The following is a 16457-nucleotide window of genomic DNA, read 5'->3' as shown; positions in this document are numbered from 1 at the left end:
GACCTGTTGTCTATTCACTTGACGGAAACTTGCATGAGCCTAGACGCTGCCGCCACCAAACCGCACGAACAACTCGCCGCGGCGCTGGCCGATGATCTGGCTTCGGTCAACGCGCTGATCCGCGAACGCATGGCCTCGGAACATGCCCCTCGCATTCCCGAAGTGACCGCTCATCTGGTCGAGGCAGGCGGTAAGCGTTTGCGCCCGATGCTGACCCTCGCGGCGGCGCGGATGTGTGGCTATGACGGCCCCTACCATGTGCATTTGGCAGCAACGGTGGAGTTCATTCATACCGCGACTTTGCTGCACGATGATGTTGTGGACGAAAGCAAACAGCGACGCGGTCGGCCAACGGCAAACCTGCTGTGGGATAATACCTCAAGCGTTCTGGTGGGTGACTATCTGTTTGCGCGGTCGTTCCAGTTGATGGTCGAAACCGGCTCATTGCGGATTCTCGACATTCTGGCAAATGCGGCCGCGACGATTGCCGAAGGCGAGGTTTTGCAGCTGACCGCCGCCAGCGATCTGGCAACCACTGAAGAGACCTACATCAAGGTCGTGCGTGGCAAGACGGCTGCACTTTTCTCTGCAGCGATGGAAGTCGGCGGCGAGATTGCGGGTCAGGATACCGCGACCAAACAGGCGCTTTTTGATTATGGCGACGCGCTTGGTATCTCTTTCCAGATCGTTGATGACCTGCTCGACTACGGTGGTTCCAACGCGATTGGCAAAAACGTCGGCGATGATTTCCGTGAACGCAAGCTGACGATGCCAGTCATTCGCGCCGTAGCTCAAGCGGATGCCGACGAGCGTGCCTTTTGGGAACGGACAATCCAGAAAGGGCGTCAGGAAGACGGCGATCTTGAGCATGCAATGTCCATTCTGGCAAAACACGGCACGATGGAGAGCACACGCGTTGACGCATTGGCGTGGGCCGACAAAGCCAAAGCAGCGCTCGATCACGTGCCGGATCATGCACTGAAGCAAATGTTGGTCGATTTGGCGGATTATGTGGTGGCGCGGATTAGCTGATCCGCGCAGATCAACGCGCAAACGACTGGTGAGCTGATTTCCTCATCAGGCGATTTCAAGTCAAGGATGCAGAAGAACGGTTTCTGGCTGCGAAAGCGTCTCAACTTGATTGTGTTGAGGGGATTGCACTTTTCGCGTCTTCGATAGCTTCTGTTGGCTTCCTGGCCCCGTATCCCAGAATTGTACCCACGGAAATACCGACGAACAAAAGCGGTAGCGTACGCGCATAGGGGCCTGAGTAGAGGCAATAAACGGCAAACGTTGTGGTAAGGGCGAAAAGCGCTCTGATGTGAGGGTTGCTCGTTGCCAGCGCAATCCGGAGCAATGCAATCCAGAGCCAGATGAGCGCGAGCAGCACGGCACTGCCAAGAAGAATGCCAAACCAGAGCCATAGCTCTATGATAATGTTGTGCGCGCTGCCCCCAGACAAACCAGGCAGATATTTGTGAGGCAGCAATCCGTACCCAGTCAGTGGTTGATCGAAAATGTAGCTGAGGTTGTTTTTCCAAAGTGTCATGCGACTAGAGCTCAATCCATCGACTCCTTCCGCATCTAAGGAGCTGGAAACGCGCGCGAAAAAACCAAATGAGCGCGACGGCAGGTGCATGAATAGAGAAAGTATCAGACCGGAAAAGACGCAGGCGATCACATGGGCCAGTCTCCACCGTGTTGCATTGCGGGACATCACGAGGAAAACGCCGAGTGACATTAGAAAAGCGAGAATTCCTCCACGAGACCCGCTCCAGAAAAGTGTCGCCGCAGCTATCGTCGCAACGAACGATAGAAGCAAAATAAAGCGTTCCTCCCCGCGTCGTTCGAGCAGAAGTACGCTGGTCAAGATAAGCGAGAATGTCGCAATCCATCCGACCGCTCTTGGGTTTTCATACCCATAAAGGATGTAGCTGGTGCCAAAAGCATCTCGCAGGGCCGTAAATTTGGCGACATTCGCAGTGACTTGGAGCATCGGGATCGCGACGAGGCACGATGAGAGGGCCAGCACGTAAAACACCTTGGTTGGAGCCAAGTTTCCATCACGCAGGCAGCAATAGAAAATCATTGCGACAAACACTGCTCCCAGTAGGGAAACAAAGCCGAAAACAGGATACGAAAGCTCTTGAGCAGATGTGTAGGTCAACCAAATCGTGTAGCCAAAGACCAGGAACATAGCGCGCATAAGGCGCTTTTCTGTTTTGGATCTCATCGCATTCACGACGATGGCAAATAGTGGCATTGCCATTACCAAAAAGAAGTACAGCGTCTTCGTAACAGTCCAATTCTCGTCCAGTCCCTCAATGATCGCATAGTCCACGAATGGCGTGACGAGCATGCTGACGGGTATGACGATCAAAACGAGGACGCACAGATACCGGATCAGTTTTATGCTTCTTAGTGATTTCTCTGATGACATCCGGGGCTCAATAATTCAGGCGCGATGATATATTTTCGACTACATCTCGCATCGTAATGTGAGCAAACTGAGACCGCCATGCGTTTTAGGTGCGGAGTGAATTAGTCATTGAAGTGCTGCGTATTGTGCAGCACCTAGGAGTTCAGCTTGCATTAGTCACTTGGTCTTCGCGCTAGAGGCTCTTCCAAAATAAAAAGACCGCTGCGCCAGTGGGGCGCAACGGTCGCATTTTTTCAGTTCGTGTTTGCTGTCTAGTCGAGCAGGTTCTCAGCCACAGCGGTTTGCGCAGAGCGGACCAGTGCTGCTCCGTCAAAGCCCTTGGCATCCATTTCGGTGATCCAGTTCGATGTGACCTCGGCACCGAGGGCCATAATCCGCGCGGTTTCTTCTTCTGACAGCTCGGCGATTTCGTTGCCGTCAGCCGCCATGACATCACGACCGATCACGTCGCCGGTGTCGTGTGCGCGACCGGCCCACTGGCTGGCCATCATGCCGGAATTGGCGTCGATGATCGCACGGAGGTCATCGGGCATGCCCTCATACACATCCTTGTTCATCGCCCAGATGAAGTAGAGGTTATAGAGCGCACGGTCCCCCGCCACATCCGTGTGGCTGTCTGTCAGCTCGTTGAGCTTCAGCGAAGGCGACATTTCCCATGTGATCACGCCGCCATCGACAACACCTTTGGACAGGGCCTCAGGAAAGGCAGGCACAGGCATCCCGATAGGTGTCGCACCCAGTTCCTCAAGCAGCAGGGTTGCAGGGCGCGACGGGCCGCGCAGTTTCAGACCGGCGAAGTCTTCGACCGTCTCAATCGCTTCACCACGCTTATGCACAATACCAGGGCCGTGCATATGGGCGGCGATGACGTGTACGTCGGCAAAATCATCCATCAGATATTCTTGCGTGAACTGCCACGCAGCGGCGGATGCCTCTTCACCGGATTTGGTGGTCATAAAGGGCAGTTCCATCGCCTCGGCCTCAGGAAAGCGGTTTGGCTGATAGCCGGGGATCACCCAGCCGCCATCAATCGCACCATCGCGGATCAGGTCGTACTGGTTCGGCGCAGAGCCGCCAAGCTGCATGAAGGGATAAAGCTCAACCTTGATGCGGCCTTCGGACTGTTCTTCGATCGCATCAGCCCAAGGCTGCATGAAATAGGTGGGATTGGCGCTGGCAGGTGAAACAAAGTGCTGAAAGCGCAATGTCACTTCCTGCGCGGTAAGGGTCGTGGCGCTCAGGCCAATGGCGGCCGCAACAGCGGCAGGTTTGAAGATATGCATGTGGTGCATCCTTTGCGTCGTCAATTTTTGGGGAAAGGCGTCACCGCTAGCGACAGCACTGATATAGGGGTGCGAAAGTCTAGTTGCAAGTCATTCGCAAGAGGGGAAATCCCGCTGAGATTTCCCCTGCAAACTCAGCTTTCGTAGGTCGGATGGAACTTGCCTGCAGGCGAGATCGTGAAGATCTCGCATCCGTCAGCAGTGATCCCGATGGAGTGTTCGAACTGCGCGGACAGCGATTTGTCGCGGGTGACAGCCGTCCAGTCGTCCGCCAGTACTTTCGTCTCAGGCCGGCCAAGGTTGATCATCGGCTCAATCGTAAAAAACATGCCTTCTTCCAGCCGCGCACCTGTGCCGGGGCGACCGTAGTGCAGGACGTTCGGCGGGGCGTGGAACACGCGTCCCAGACCATGGCCGCAGAAATCGCGGACCACCGACATGCGGTGGCTTTCGGCATAAAGCTGGATCGCATGGCCGATATCGCCAAAGGTGTTGCCGGGTTTCGCAGCTTCGATCCCTTTCATCAGGGCGTCATGGGTCACCTGGATCAGACGCTCGGCTTTGCGGCTGGGCTTGCCTGCCACATACATGCGGCTGGTGTCACCGAACCAACCATCCACGATCACTGTGACGTCGATGTTCAGAATATCGCCGTCCTTGAGCACCTTGTCGCCCGGAATACCGTGGCAAACGACATGGTTTACCGAGATACAGCTTGCATGCTGATAGCCCTTGTAGCCGATCGTGGCAGAGGTTGCTTCTGCTTCTTCCACCCATTGCGTGATCAAACGATCAATCTCACCAGTCGTCTGTCCCGGAAAGACATGGGCTGCAATATCGTCCAGTATCTTTGCGGCCAGCGCACCGGCCTTGGCCATGCCGACATGATCGGCAGGGTCATAGATGCGGATACCATCTTTGGTCAGGCGGGCTTTGTTCGTTTCCACAATCGCGGTCCTTCGTCTGCTTGCACGCCACATAAGGGATCGGATCGCAGAGTTCTAGGGTTGGAAGGGAAGCGGTTTCCCAAGGTCAATCGCGTCCGGGCTGATCTGACAGTCCATCGCCAGAACTTGCACACCAGCCGCATGGGCGCGGTCAAAGGCGGCGTGGTAGGCGGGATCAATATCCGCAGCGAGCGTAACGCGCGTGCAATCAGTGCGTTGGACCAGATAGAACATGATGGCCCGGTGGCCCTCAGCCACCATGGCGGCCAGTTCTTCAAGGTGCTTGGCGCCGCGCGCAGTCACACTATCGGGAAACTCGGCCAGTCCTGACCGGCGTGACAGGGTGACGCTTTTCACTTCGACATATGTGTCAGGTCCATCGCCAGCGAGCAGGAAATCGATCCGGCTGTTCTGCCCGTATTTCACCTCTGCCCGCACAAGATCATAGGGCGGCAGGCCAGGCACCTGATGCGCCATGAGGGCGGTCTTCAAGGCGCGGTTCGGAATGCTGGTGTCGACCCCAGTGAAATGCCCGTTTTCGTGATCCACCAGACGCCACCCGAACTTGAGCTTCTTTTTTGGGTCATCATTCGGCTCAAGCCAGACTTTCGTGCCGGGTTTGGCCAGCCCCATCATTGAGCCCGGGTTTGCACAATGGGCGGTCACTTCGCGCCTGTCCTCAAGCAAAACGTCAGCCAGAAACCGTTTGTAGCGTTTGATCAGGCGGGCAGGGACAAGAGGCGTGGCAAATTCCATATGCGGCCTATAACCATTTGTAGCACCAAGGAGAACCTCGCAATGACCAACCCAACCGCTGCAATGCTTGTGATCGGAGACGAGATCCTGTCAGGGCGGACGCGTGATGCGAACATGCATTATCTGGCGGGTCAACTGACCGAGCGCGGGATTGACCTTAAAGAGGTGCGGGTGGTCAGCGACGACCGCGAGGCCATTATCGCTGCGGTCAAGGCCTTGAGCGAGACCTATGACCATGTCTTCACCAGCGGTGGTATCGGTCCCACCCATGACGACATCACGGCAGACTGCATCGCAGCAGCCTTTGACGACCATATCGATGTGCGCGACGATGCCCGTGCGCTGCTGCAGGCGCACTATGACCGATCCGGCCAGGACTTGAATGAGGCGCGTTTGCGCATGGCCCGCATCCCCGACAGCGCCACCCTGATTGAAAACCCGGTCAGCACAGCCCCCGGTTTTACCCTGCGCAACGTCCATGTCATGGCGGGCGTGCCATCTGTGTTTCAGGCGATGGTGGCCAGTATCCTGCCAACACTCACAGGTGGCGCGCCGCTTTTGTCGCGGACCCTGCCCCTGATGCGGGGGGAGGGGGATCTTGCAGGGCCATTGGGTAAATTTGCGCAAGAACACCCGACGCTTTCTGTCGGGTCGTATCCGTTTCAAAAAGACGGTATCTATGGGTCCAATATTGTCGTTCGCGGCACAGATGCAGAAGAGCTGGATGCGGCGATGGCTACTTTGGAAAGACTTTATTCTGAATGACACTTCCCAGTGTTGAAAAGCTCTACGCTGTTATTGATGGGACCTGGCCTGCGTTTGCCAAACGCGCCGTTGGCCCTTGGGTGATCAGGATCGACGGCAAGGGCGGAAGCCGTGTTTCTGCAGCGACAGTTGAGGCGGACTTTACCAACTTTGACATCTCCGACGCGGAGGCCGCCATGCGCGAGGTCGGACAGGTCCCTCTTTTCATGATCAGAGAGGCAGACGCCGATCTTGATGAGATGCTCGCAGCACGCGGTTATCAGATCAAGGATCCGGTTAACCTCTATGCCGCGCCGGTCGCGCGTATCGCCACGGAGCGTCCGCCACCGGTTACCGCCTTTACGGTCTGGCCACCGCTTGCTGTGCAGGCAGAAGTCTGGGCCGCAGGCGGGATCGAGCAAGGGCGTCTTGATGTCATGGATCGGGCCAGACACCCCAAAACCACGATCCTCGGACGACTGAACGACCGGCCTGCAGGCACCGTGTTTGCAGGCATCGCTGCAGATTGTGCCATGATCCATGCCCTCGAAATCGCTGCAGATCACCGCCGTCAGGGTCTGGCGCGGCATCTGACGCGGGCGGTTGCGTTCTGGGCGCAGGAACACGGGGCAGACTATCTGACCTTGGTGACGACGCAGGCGAACGAAGGTGCCAACGCGCTCTACACTTCCCTCGGCATGACGCTTGTGGGACAGTATCACTATCGGATTTTGCCGGAGTAAGAGATTGACTGACCAACCCACCGCCCTCGATCTGCCGATGGTGGATCCGCTGCCTGAGGCAACGCAGAAATACTTTGATATCTGTCAGGAAAAGCTGGGGATGGTGCCGAATGTGTTGCGCGCCTACGCCTTTGATATCGACAAGCTGAACGCGTTTACGGCGCTCTACAATGACGTGATGCTGGCCGACAGTGGTCTGTCAAAACTTGAACGCGAGATGATCGCGGTGACTGTCTCGTCAATCAACAAATGCTACTATTGTCTGACAGCACATGGCGCGGCCGTCCGGCAGCTTTCCGGTGATCCCAAACTTGGCGAAATGCTGGTTATGAACTGGCGGGTTGCGGCACTTGATGCGCGGCAGCGGGCGATGCTGGAATTTGCCGAGATGATGACGGTGGCCAGCGCCAAGATCGAAGAGGCACACCGTCAGGCCCTGCGCGATGTCGGTTTCAGCGACCGCGATATCTGGGACATTGCGGCAACCGCAGGCTTTTACAACATGAGCAACCGCATCGCCTCAGCCACCGATATGCGGCCCAACGACGACTACCACGCGCAGGCCAGATGATCGTCAGGACGGCTCTTGTCTTTGCGGCACTTGCGGGCATGGCCACGGCAGAGGGCCTGCAATTCCCCAGCAATGCGGACCTTATGCGTGATGAGGTGCAGGCGGTTGATAGCTACGCTTTGCCGATGGGCATCTGGGAAAACGGTGCGCTCCCCATGCAGACGGTCGAGGGTCGTGTCGTGCGACAGGCCTGGCGTATCTCTGCCCAATCCCTGACCACGCTCCAGATCTTGCGTCCGTTGCGCGAGCAGCTTCGCAATGACAGATTCCGCATCCTCTTTGAATGCCAGACCGAAGCCTGCGGCGGTTTCGACTTCCGCTTCGCTGTTGATACTTTCCCGCCGCCTGAAATGCGGATCAACATCGGCGACTTCCGCTTTCTGACAGCCGTTCGCACGACCGCTGAAGGAGAGGAATATGTGACCCTCTTTGTCAGCCGGACAGCAGAAGCAGGGTTTGTGGAAGTGACGTCAATCTCTCCGGCAGCGATGCCATCCATCGTGCAGGGTGCTGATGCTGCGCCACTGCGGTCCTTTGAAACCGGACAGGACGTTGATCTGGCGGCCCAACTTGAAGAGGTGGGGCGCAGCATCCTGTCTGATCTGACCTTTGAAACCGGATCGGCGCAACTGGGCGAGGGCCCGTATGCGTCGTTGCAGGAACTTGCAGATTACCTCTTCCGGTTTCCGCAACGCACCGTTGCATTGGTCGGGCATACGGATGCGGAAGGTGGGCTAGAGGCAAACATCGCCCTGTCCAAACGGCGCGCTGCGTCGGTGCTGGAAAGACTGGTCAGCGTCTACGGCGTGCCAAGACGACAGCTTGAAGCCGAAGGTATGGGGTATCTTGCGCCAATCGGGAACAATCTGACCGAAGAAGGGCGAGAGGCAAACCGCAGGGTCGAGGTGATTGTCACCAGTATCAAAGAGTAGTGGTTGAGAAACCTGCTAGCCGGTCTACCAGCGATCAGGGCCTTTTTCCGCGAACGCGTGAACGAGGAAGTCAATAAAGGCGCGGACCTTTGGCTGGGTGAAACGGCCTGGTGGATAAACCGCGTAGATGCCTTTGGTTTCTTTTGGCAGGTCGGGGATCACGTCCTCGACAAGGCCGCTTTCCATGGCCTCGGCGAAAAGAAAGCTTGGCAGATATGCAATTCCAAGACCGCTGATGCAGGCATTCAGCAACGACTGGCCGTCATTCACGGTCAGCCAGCCTGCTGTGCGCACCTGCCGTTTTTCACCGGATGGCGCTGTCAGTTTCCAGACCGCGGAGTTGGCCTGATTGGAATAGTGCAGCAACTTGTGTTCGTTGAGATCATCAATCTTTTCAGGGCGCCCGTAGCGCTCGAAATAGGCAGGGCTTGCGATCATGCGGATGGTCGTTTCGGTCAGCTTGCGTGCGCGAAGGGTGTTGTCCTCAAGCTCACCAATGCGCACTGCCATGTCGAAGCCTTCGGAAATCAGCTCAACAAAGCGGTTGTTCAAGACCATGTTGACGGTGATTTCTGGAAACTCATTGAGGAAGTCACCCAGAACCGGTGACATGTGATTGACGCCGAAGTCGGTTGCAACGCTGATCCGAAGTAGTCCCGAAGGGGCCGATTGCATGGAAGAGACCAAGGCATCAGCTTCGCCTGCGTCATTGAGCACGCGACGTGCGCGGTCATAATAGGCGAGACCGATCTCGGTTGGGCTGACGCGCCGTGTGGTGCGGTTCAGAAGGCGCGCGCCAAGGCGTGCTTCAAGTGAGGAAACGTGCTTGGAAACGGCCGACTTTGAAATGCCCATCTTCTTGGCTGCATCGGTGAACCCCCCTTGATCAACAACGGTGGCGAAGGCTTCCATTTCGGTCAGGCGGTCCATGCAAACATCCGTACAAACAAAATTTCTTTTGTTTTCGTCGCACTGAAATCAGGCAGGAATGGGACAAATGCCTGACAATACGGGGGTAACAATCCGTTTGATGAACAAGTGGAAACAGCCCGCTGCCGGGCTGCGCCTGTCATTTCTGCTATGATTTAGAGGCTTGCGGCCAGTCTTGTGCCTTGGTCAATGGCGCGCTTGGCGTCGAGTTCTGCCGCAACATCTGCACCGCCGATGATATGCACCGACTTGCCGTTTGATACCAAGGCGTCGGCCAAATCCCTCAGCGGAAGCTGCCCTGCGCAAAGCACAATGGTATCAGCCGCGATCAGGGTCGGCTTTTCGCGGGTCTCGCCAAAGCTGATGTGCAGACCGTCTGCATCAATGCGCTCGTAGTTGACGCCGCCAATCATCTTGACGTCTTTCATCTGGAGCCCTGCGCGGTGAATCCAGCCTGTTGTTTTGCCAAGCCGTCTGCCCAGTTTCTCGGCTTTGCGCTGTAAAAGCGTCACCTCGCGGATCGGCGCGTCCGGCTGTGGGCCTTCCGGGCGCAGGCCGCCACGCACGTTGGAGGGATCACCGACGCCCCACTCTTCCAGCCATTCCGCAAGGTTTTCGGTCGGGCTTTCGCCAGTGACCAGATATTCAGACACATCAAATCCGATGCCGCCCGCACCCACAACGGCGACGCGTTTGCCGACCTCAGCCTTGCCACGCAGCACATCTATGTAAGACAGGACATTCGGCCCGTCCTGACCGGGGATCTGCGGATCGCGCGGGATGACGCCTGTCGCGATGATGACGTCGTCGTAATCGGCAAGCAGATCTGCTGTTGCTTCTGTTTCTAGACGAAGATCAATACCGGAGCCTTGCACCATCGTACGGTAGTAATCGACCAGCCCCCAGAATTCCTCTTTGCCGGGCACCTGTTTGGCCATGTTGAGCTGGCCGCCGATTTCATCGGACTTGTCAAAAAGGGTGACGTGGTGCCCGCGCTCGGCAGCGGTCAGGGCGGCAGAAAGGCCCGCAGGCCCCGCGCCTACAACGGCAATGCGTTTGGGTGTTTGCGTTGGCGTGATCGTGATTTCGGTCTCGTGGCAGGCGCGCGGGTTCACAAGGCAAGAGGAGAGCTTGCCACTGAACGTGTGATCCAGACACGCCTGATTGCAGGCAATGCAGGGCGCGATTGTGGCAGACTTGCCAGCCATCGCTTTGGCCACAAAATGGCTGTCGGCAAGGAAGGGACGCGCCATGCTGACCATATCGGCACAGCCATCAGCCAGAACCGTTTCGCCCACCTCTGGCGTGTTGATCCGGTTGGAGGTGATGACAGGGATGCCGACCTCGCCCATCAGCTTTTTGGTGACCCACGTAAAGGCGCGGCGGGGGACCGAGGTGGCGATGGTGGGGATACGCGCCTCGTGCCAGCCGATACCGGTGTTGAGGATTGTAGCCCCTGCGGCCTCAACGGCTTTGGCCAGTTGCACGACCTCGTCCCAGGTCGAGCCATTCGGCACCAGATCAATCATCGAAAGGCGGTAAATCACAATGAAATCAGGGCCAACGGCCTCGCGCACACGGCGCACGATCTCGACCGGCAGGCGCATCCGGTTCTCGTATGAGCCACCCCAACGGTCGGTGCGTTTGTTGGTGTGGGTGACGAGGAACTGGTTGATGAAATAGCCTTCGGAGCCCATCACCTCGACCCCGTCATAGCCCGCCTGCTGCGCACGGGCGGCGGCGGTGACGATGTCGGAAATCTGCTTCTCGATCCCGTCCTCGTCCAACTCGGCTGGCGGGAAAGGAGAGATGGGTGATTTGATGGCAGAGGGGGCCACGCACTTGGGCGAATAGGCATAGCGGCCTGCGTGCAGGATCTGCATGGCGATCTTGCCGCCAGCGTCGTGGACGCGGGTCGTGACGATCTTGTGGTTGGCAATATCCTGATCATTGAAGAGGCCAGCAGCGCCAGGAAAGACGCCGCCTTCGGCGTTGGGCGCCATGCCGCCGGTGACCATCAGACCAACCTCGCCGCGTGCGCGTTCGGCGTAGAATTCAGCCACGCGGTTCCAGTCTTTCGTTTCTTCCAGACCGGTGTGCATTGACCCCATGAGCACGCGGTTCTTCAGCGTCGTAAAGCCCAGATCAAGTGGCGCAAGAAGGTGGGGATAATCGGTCATGGGGTCCTCCGGTTTGACGTGACAATGGCCAAAGTTGACGTGCGCGTCACCCCTGAACGTCGCGTCAGAAAGCTGCCCATTTGGTATGCACCAGACGTACACTGGCTGTACACAACCTGTACACAGGCTGTGCATACAGATCATCTGCACGGGATTTGTTTGCGTCGCGCCAGCTTCCGGCTAAGGTTTTGCGGCAAGGAGATCACCATGGAAGCCAGTTTTTCCCGCCGCAAGCTGCTGACGCCTGTCGAGTTGAAAGACCTCTCGGCCCGTTCTGATCTGAGGGGCGCGATCCAGATGGGCAGCCATCTTGGTGCGATCCTTTTGGTGGGGCTCTTGCACTGGCAGGCGATGGGGACGGGTTGGGTCTGGGTGACAGGTGCGGCGCTGGGTGTGCTCTTGAACTTTCTCTATGCGGCACAGCATGAGCTGTCGCACGCCACTGTCTTCAAGACCCGCAAGCTGAACGAGGTCTTTGGCCGCATCATCGGCTTTATCCAGATTTTCCCGCGCGACTTTGACCAGATCATGCATTTTGCCCATCACCAGTACACGCAGAACTGGGAGCGTGACGGCGAGTTGGTCCGCGAGCCCTACACGATACGGACCTATCTTCTCTGGCTGACCGGCATCACCTATTGGCGCAACCGTGTGTTCGGTGTCGTGCGGCGCGCGTCCGGCGTGATCATCGAGCCGTTCATCCGCAAGGAAGAAGAGGCCAAGGTCATTCTCGAAAGCCGGTTGCATCTGGCAGGCTATGCGCTGATCGCATTCGCTTCGGTTATTGCAGGGTCGTGGTTTGCGGTGACCTTTTGGTTGCTTCCGATGATCCTGACCAAGCCTGTTCATCAGTTGCAGAACACGATCGAACATCTGGGTCTCAGCCATGAGAACGACATCATGGAAAACACCCGCTCGACCCGCGCCAATGCCTTCCAGAACTGGCTGTGCTGGCAGATGCCCTATCACACCGCGCATCATACGTTTCCTGCGGTGCCCTTCTGGAAGCTGAAGGAACTCAACGACAAGATCGAGGACAAGGCGGGCGAGGTGCATCGCATGGGCTGGATCGAATTCCAGATCGAGGTGATCGGGAAGCTCATGGCCAAGGATGAAAGCCAGTACCCGATGGATGAGGTCTGGGTCATCCCGCGTTCCGGTGGTCGCACAGTGCGGATGCCAGCCGAGTGAGGCGGCTACAGGTCTACACCTCGCTTTGGGCGATGCAGCCCCATGATCAGACGGGCGTGAAGCTGCCTTATGATCAGGTCTGTGAAATGGTGGCGAGCGCCGGGTTCGACGGCATGGCGATTGATCTGGGTGCCTCTGATGTGGCGACGGCCCACGCCGTCCGCCCGCATATGCAGGCGAATGGGCTGACGCCACTGATCGTGGCGTTTCCCAAAACGATTGAGAGCCTTGAGGACACGCTGCATATGGCGGCCGATTTTGGCGCGCCGTTCGTCGATGTGATCGGGCAGGTGATGCCGATTGCCTTGGACGACATGGTGCCGGTGATTGAAACCTGGATGGCCATGGCCGAGCGCATCGGTGTGCCGGTGCAGTTCGAGACGCACCGCAACTGCATCACCAATGATCTTTATACGACGCTGCAATTGCTCGACCGCATCCCGGACATGCGGATTTGCGCGGACCTGTCGCATTATGTGGTGGATCGCGAGTTCTGGTTTCCGCTGTCAGAGCATGACCTTGGCCTGATCAGCCGCATCCTGCAGCGCTCGGACAGTTTTCAGGGCCGTGTGGCGTCGCGCCAGCAGATCCAGCTGCAACTGGATTTCCCTCAGCATCAGAAATGGGTCGAGCTGTTCAAGGGCTGGTGGCGCGAGGGGCTGGCCGACTGGCGGGCGCGGAATGCGTCGGGGGATTGCATTTTTGTCTGCGAGTTGGGGCCGCCGGAATATGCGATGACAGGCCCCGACGGGCGCGAGATGTCGAACCGCTGGGAAGAGGCGCAGGTGATCAAAGCTTGGGTCGAGGAGATTTGGGAGGACTTGGGGGGTGATGCCTAGATGATCGCCTATATCACCGTCGGTGCCGACGACATGGAGGCGGCGGAGCGGTTCTATTCTGCTTTCCTGCCCGCGCTGGGCTACAGCTTTGAACGCTATCATGGTGACCTGAGTTACATCCCGGCCAGTGCTCCGGCATCTCCCGATTTCTATGTGAAGCGCCCATTCAATGGTCAGCCCGCGAGCGCCGGGAATGGCAATATGGTGGCGTTCGAGGCGCAGAGCCAAGCGCAGGTGCGTGGTTTGCATGCGGCGGCGGTCGCGGCAGGTGGATCTGATGAGGGGCAACCGGGGTTTCGGGCAGACTACGGCCCGCGCTTTTATGTGGGCTATCTGCGCGATCCGCAGGGCAACAAGATCGCGCTCTTTTCCAGCAATCCCGACGAGCCGGGGCGCGACGACTAGGCTTTCGCCTCTTCCGCAATCTGTTCGAGGACGGCCAGCGCGTCATCCTCGCGCCCTTCGGGGATGAACAGGTGATCGTGGAAGTATCCCGCAACCGGGTTCACGCCCATGCCTGCGGCAGCAAGGCGCGTGGCGATATGGGCGATGAAACCGACAGCCTCCAAAGCCGAATGCACGTTGCAGGTGATCATCCGGCAGGGAAACGTGAAGGCGATGCCTGCCGCCTCGGCCTGATCACGGGCGCAGATAAGCGTGGTGCCCTCGTCCTCGACAAAAACCAGACGCGGCGTGATCGCCGGCGGGATACTCCCGTCTTTCAGCGTCGCGAAAACATAGGTTTCAGGGTGCAGTTTGGCTGTCAGGGTCCTGAACAGCACATCAAGATCATGTTCGCCCGACATTCACGCCTCCGCCCAGAACAGCACCTCAAAGATGGCTGATGCATATCGGTTCGTAAAGTGTGGCCCCGCGACAAGAGGAGAGAGGGGAGGATCGCCGCGGGGCCTGTCTGATCCTTACGCAAGCAGGACTGTGTCAATCACGTGGATCACACCATTAGATGCGATGATATCACTGGTGGTGACAGTGGCGTCATTGACCATGAGACCGTTGACGCTGTCGTTACGGCGGTCGCATTGCGGCAGATGAAGGAATGACAATAAGTTGAGGCTGCTGAAACGCGTGATCTGATCGGTGACGCGGAGGGCTAACCTTCTGCGCAATGCCGACGGAAGGCTTTCTTGAGCAGATCAAGTTCCGCCCTGAGCAGATCAACCTCTGCGCGCAGATCATGGGCCAGCACATCACCGGCCAGAATACTGAAACTTGTGATCTCCTCGCCCGAGGCTGTCTTGACCACAAAAGTCTGGACGCCATCGCTGATTGCGCTGGGCGGAATGGGCACACGGATCGTCCGGGTTTCAGGATCAGAGGCGGGGCTGATGTCGACACCGGTCACCTCTTCACCCTGGTAGAGCACCTTGATGCCGTCGCCGTTGCCTTCAACAAGCTCTGCTGTCCAGATGCCTTCGCGCAGGGATGCGTTGATGATCTTCATCGTGGGAACCTCAGATTTCGGCGCGTGGATACCGCGACAGTGTCAGGTCGCGCACCAGTATTTTGTTCATCGCGGGTGCGCCGATCATCAGATCGATCCACATCCGTTCAGCGCGTTCTGCGATGAGTTGCGAGTAGGCCAGATCAAACTCCACCATTGCCTCGTCGTCGTCGGGGAGGGTCAGAAGGATCTGTTCGGTATTGGGGCCGTGCTTGATATTAAGCCGCGCGTAGATTGGCGTCGGACGTTCGCGTTCGATCGTCGTTTGAAGTCTGATCAGGTGCGATTTCTTGAGGCCCTCACAAGAGGATGCCGGAATCTCGATCACCAAGGAGAGGTAACTTCCCGCAAAATGGAATACCTCAAGGGCTATAATATGCGCAGAAAGATCAATATTACGCATATTTGGCGATTGCGTCAGGCTCACTTCGCCCAGAGGGCAATCATGAAAGATGACCAGTTCGTTTGTGATGCTGTCCTTGGCGCGCGCCGGAGCAAGGCTGAGATCACGGCATTCAAAGGCCCAGGGTTTGGGCCGCCATTGCCAGTCTGTGCCGGTCGGTGTCGGGAAATTTTTCTGCCCTCTGCGCGGTGCCGAGAGGCGCGATGATGCGGCTGCGCGGAAATCGCGGATGCGCCGCGATGTCTGTTTTGCCATGGCGACCTGTTGTTCCAGATCGGTAAGCCGGGTTGTTTCGGCATCACGGGTCGCCGCGCGCCACCGCGCAACCGAGCGGCGCTGCAAGAAACGTCCAATCATTCCGTGTGGTGGAAAGAGCATTTTGAACCTTGCGTGTAACCCGAAAGCAGTCTGTCAGGCCAGTGACCGATTGAGAAGCCTTCGCCTAGCTGTCTGGTGTCTCAGTGCTTCTGACACCTGCCAGCACCAGTTTCAGAAGGCTCGCGCCAGGGCCATCCTGCAGCGGGGCTGCTGATGCGCCTCTGACACCTACGGTGACCAGTCGTCCGCCGACACTGCGAAACGCCCGCCATTCTTCGTTCTGAAGGCCTGCAACAGGCGGCGGGCCGTTGTCGGCGAAGTGGACCATCACCTGATCACTGAAGGCCTGTGTTGAAAGCACATTGATGCTTGCAGCATTGCCGGTCTGGCTGAGAAGCGCGTTGCCGGTATCTGTAATCAGGAAATCACGCAGCGCGATTTCATCCAGTGCGATCGCGCCGCTGTCGGCCGCTCCGGCCTGCACGGTGACAAGCCCCACGACATCAGGTGCATCGGTCACAACGCCCATCACATTGCATGGGGCCAGCACGGCAAAATCACGGGATGGGCGGCTTGCGACCATATCAACACAGTAACCTGCAGGCGCCTGCAGAAAGATCTCACCATCGGCCAAGGTCGTTGACCGCTCAGGAGCGGCCAACGTGCAGGCTGTCAGCATCGTCAGGCTGAGAAAGCCGATGAGACGGTGAAACATCCG

Annotated in this window: 18 protein-coding genes and 1 pseudogene; 8 read left to right on the top strand and 11 right to left on the bottom strand. The window is 57.8% G+C overall.

The window, feature by feature from the left end; translation table 11 throughout:
• Nucleotides 1-33: 33 nt before the first annotated feature.
• On the top strand, nt 34-1032 hold the full coding sequence (locus tag BM316_RS15690) for a polyprenyl synthetase family protein (RefSeq protein ID WP_090210542.1): 999 nt from the start codon (nt 34-36) through the stop codon (nt 1030-1032).
• Between the two features lie 100 nt (nt 1033-1132).
• On the opposite strand, the gene BM316_RS15685 is transcribed toward BM316_RS15690, so the two are convergent.
• The 4 genes from BM316_RS15685 to sfsA all read right to left on the bottom strand — a co-directional run bounded on the left by BM316_RS15685 (nt 1133) and on the right by sfsA (nt 5426).
• Nucleotides 1133-2359 carry an O-antigen ligase family protein gene (locus tag BM316_RS15685; RefSeq protein ID WP_207493728.1) on the bottom strand — a complete coding sequence of 409 codons (1227 nt, stop codon included), beginning with the start codon at nt 2357-2359 and terminating at the stop codon, nt 1133-1135.
• Between the two features lie 332 nt (nt 2360-2691).
• Nucleotides 2692-3732, bottom strand: coding sequence for a TRAP transporter substrate-binding protein (locus tag BM316_RS15680; RefSeq protein ID WP_375342247.1), 1041 nt, complete (start codon nt 3730-3732; stop codon nt 2692-2694).
• A 125-nt stretch (nt 3733-3857) separates the two neighbouring features.
• Nucleotides 3858-4670 (bottom strand): type I methionyl aminopeptidase, encoded by an 813-nt coding sequence (map, locus tag BM316_RS15675; RefSeq protein WP_375342246.1) that lies wholly within the window; start codon nt 4668-4670, stop codon nt 3858-3860.
• Between the two features lie 54 nt (nt 4671-4724).
• On the bottom strand, nt 4725-5426 hold the full coding sequence (gene sfsA, locus BM316_RS15670; protein WP_090210534.1) for a DNA/RNA nuclease SfsA: 702 nt from the start codon (nt 5424-5426) through the stop codon (nt 4725-4727).
• A gap of 42 nt (nt 5427-5468) precedes the next feature.
• On the opposite strand from sfsA, the gene BM316_RS15665 reads away from it, so the two are divergent.
• From BM316_RS15665 to BM316_RS15650, 4 genes are read left to right on the top strand one after another with little or no spacing between them, the layout of a single operon-like run.
• Nucleotides 5469-6191, top strand: a complete 723-nt coding sequence (locus BM316_RS15665; RefSeq protein ID WP_090210531.1) for a competence/damage-inducible protein A — start codon at nt 5469-5471, stop codon at nt 6189-6191.
• Nucleotides 6188-6913 (top strand): GNAT family N-acetyltransferase, encoded by a 726-nt coding sequence (locus BM316_RS15660; RefSeq protein ID WP_090210529.1) that lies wholly within the window; start codon nt 6188-6190, stop codon nt 6911-6913. The genes BM316_RS15665 and BM316_RS15660 overlap by 4 nt, the downstream gene beginning before the upstream one ends.
• Nucleotides 6914-6917: 4 nt before the next feature.
• Complete coding sequence (locus BM316_RS15655) at nt 6918-7484, top strand: peroxidase-related enzyme (protein WP_090210527.1); 567 nt, start codon at nt 6918-6920, stop codon at nt 7482-7484.
• Nucleotides 7481-8416: an OmpA family protein gene (locus tag BM316_RS15650; RefSeq protein ID WP_090210525.1), complete on the top strand. Its 936-nt coding sequence runs from the start codon at nt 7481-7483 to the stop codon at nt 8414-8416. Before BM316_RS15655 ends, BM316_RS15650 begins: the two co-directional genes overlap by 4 nt.
• Before the next feature lie 24 nt (nt 8417-8440).
• Here BM316_RS15650 and BM316_RS15645 read toward each other — a convergent pair whose 3' ends face one another.
• Complete coding sequence (locus BM316_RS15645) at nt 8441-9346, bottom strand: LysR family transcriptional regulator (RefSeq protein WP_090210523.1); 906 nt, start codon at nt 9344-9346, stop codon at nt 8441-8443.
• A gap of 155 nt (nt 9347-9501) precedes the next feature.
• Nucleotides 9502-11526: an NADPH-dependent 2,4-dienoyl-CoA reductase gene (locus BM316_RS15640; RefSeq protein WP_090210521.1), complete on the bottom strand. Its 2025-nt coding sequence runs from the start codon at nt 11524-11526 to the stop codon at nt 9502-9504.
• A gap of 207 nt (nt 11527-11733) precedes the next feature.
• Between BM316_RS15640 and BM316_RS15635 the strand changes: the two genes are divergently transcribed.
• The 3 genes from BM316_RS15635 to BM316_RS15625 are packed head-to-tail and all read left to right on the top strand — an operon-like array spanning nt 11734 to nt 13961.
• Nucleotides 11734-12717 (top strand): fatty acid desaturase, encoded by a 984-nt coding sequence (locus BM316_RS15635; RefSeq protein WP_090210632.1) that lies wholly within the window; start codon nt 11734-11736, stop codon nt 12715-12717.
• Nucleotides 12714-13556, top strand: coding sequence for a sugar phosphate isomerase/epimerase family protein (locus BM316_RS15630; RefSeq protein ID WP_242649935.1), 843 nt, complete (start codon nt 12714-12716; stop codon nt 13554-13556). Before BM316_RS15635 ends, BM316_RS15630 begins: the two co-directional genes overlap by 4 nt.
• Nucleotides 13557-13961, top strand: a complete 405-nt coding sequence (locus BM316_RS15625) for a VOC family protein (RefSeq protein ID WP_090210516.1) — start codon at nt 13557-13559, stop codon at nt 13959-13961.
• Here BM316_RS15625 and BM316_RS15620 read toward each other — a convergent pair.
• The 5 genes and pseudogenes from BM316_RS15620 to BM316_RS15600 form a co-directional block, all read right to left on the bottom strand.
• Nucleotides 13958-14362, bottom strand: coding sequence for an ACT domain-containing protein (locus BM316_RS15620; protein ID WP_090210514.1), 405 nt, complete (start codon nt 14360-14362; stop codon nt 13958-13960). The genes BM316_RS15625 and BM316_RS15620 overlap by 4 nt on opposite strands.
• Before the next feature lie 114 nt (nt 14363-14476).
• Nucleotides 14477-14572: pseudogene (locus tag BM316_RS15615) on the bottom strand (fasciclin domain-containing protein); the annotation flags it as partial.
• A 95-nt stretch (nt 14573-14667) separates the two neighbouring features.
• Entirely contained in the window at nt 14668-15018 is a 351-nt protein-coding gene (locus BM316_RS15610; protein WP_090210512.1) for a hypothetical protein, read from the bottom strand.
• A gap of 10 nt (nt 15019-15028) precedes the next feature.
• Nucleotides 15029-15799 carry a DUF6478 family protein gene (locus BM316_RS15605; RefSeq protein WP_090210510.1) on the bottom strand — a complete coding sequence of 257 codons (771 nt, stop codon included), beginning with the start codon at nt 15797-15799 and terminating at the stop codon, nt 15029-15031.
• A gap of 64 nt (nt 15800-15863) precedes the next feature.
• Complete coding sequence (locus tag BM316_RS15600) at nt 15864-16454, bottom strand: hypothetical protein (protein ID WP_090210508.1); 591 nt, start codon at nt 16452-16454, stop codon at nt 15864-15866.
• Between the last annotated feature and the right edge of the window lie 3 nt (nt 16455-16457).

The organism is Yoonia litorea, from assembly GCF_900114675.1.
Taxonomy (GTDB): Bacteria; Pseudomonadota; Alphaproteobacteria; order Rhodobacterales; family Rhodobacteraceae; genus Yoonia; species Yoonia litorea.
This window is presented reverse-complemented; position numbering and strand designations above follow the sequence as displayed.

What these genes read in the sequence shown, in the direction of transcription:
- BM316_RS15690 (WP_090210542.1), top strand. Translation starts at nt 34, where the DNA reads ATGAGCCTAGACGCTGCCGCCACCAAACCGCACGAACAACTCGCCGCG.
- BM316_RS15685 (WP_207493728.1), bottom strand. Translation starts at nt 2,359, where the DNA reads ATGCTCGTCACGCCATTCGTGGACTATGCGATCATTGAGGGACTGGAC.
- BM316_RS15680 (WP_375342247.1), bottom strand. Translation starts at nt 3,732, where the DNA reads ATGCACCACATGCATATCTTCAAACCTGCCGCTGTTGCGGCCGCCATT.
- sfsA (WP_090210534.1), bottom strand. Translation starts at nt 5,426, where the DNA reads ATGGAATTTGCCACGCCTCTTGTCCCTGCCCGCCTGATCAAACGCTAC.
- BM316_RS15665 (WP_090210531.1), top strand. Translation starts at nt 5,469, where the DNA reads ATGACCAACCCAACCGCTGCAATGCTTGTGATCGGAGACGAGATCCTG.
- BM316_RS15660 (WP_090210529.1), top strand. Translation starts at nt 6,188, where the DNA reads ATGACACTTCCCAGTGTTGAAAAGCTCTACGCTGTTATTGATGGGACC.
- BM316_RS15650 (WP_090210525.1), top strand. Translation starts at nt 7,481, where the DNA reads ATGATCGTCAGGACGGCTCTTGTCTTTGCGGCACTTGCGGGCATGGCC.
- BM316_RS15645 (WP_090210523.1), bottom strand. Translation starts at nt 9,346, where the DNA reads ATGGACCGCCTGACCGAAATGGAAGCCTTCGCCACCGTTGTTGATCAA.
- BM316_RS15640 (WP_090210521.1), bottom strand. Translation starts at nt 11,526, where the DNA reads ATGACCGATTATCCCCACCTTCTTGCGCCACTTGATCTGGGCTTTACG.
- BM316_RS15635 (WP_090210632.1), top strand. Translation starts at nt 11,734, where the DNA reads ATGGAAGCCAGTTTTTCCCGCCGCAAGCTGCTGACGCCTGTCGAGTTG.
- BM316_RS15625 (WP_090210516.1), top strand. Translation starts at nt 13,557, where the DNA reads ATGATCGCCTATATCACCGTCGGTGCCGACGACATGGAGGCGGCGGAG.
- BM316_RS15620 (WP_090210514.1), bottom strand. Translation starts at nt 14,362, where the DNA reads ATGTCGGGCGAACATGATCTTGATGTGCTGTTCAGGACCCTGACAGCC.
- BM316_RS15610 (WP_090210512.1), bottom strand. Translation starts at nt 15,018, where the DNA reads ATGAAGATCATCAACGCATCCCTGCGCGAAGGCATCTGGACAGCAGAG.
- BM316_RS15605 (WP_090210510.1), bottom strand. Translation starts at nt 15,799, where the DNA reads ATGCTCTTTCCACCACACGGAATGATTGGACGTTTCTTGCAGCGCCGC.
- BM316_RS15600 (WP_090210508.1), bottom strand. Translation starts at nt 16,454, where the DNA reads ATGTTTCACCGTCTCATCGGCTTTCTCAGCCTGACGATGCTGACAGCC.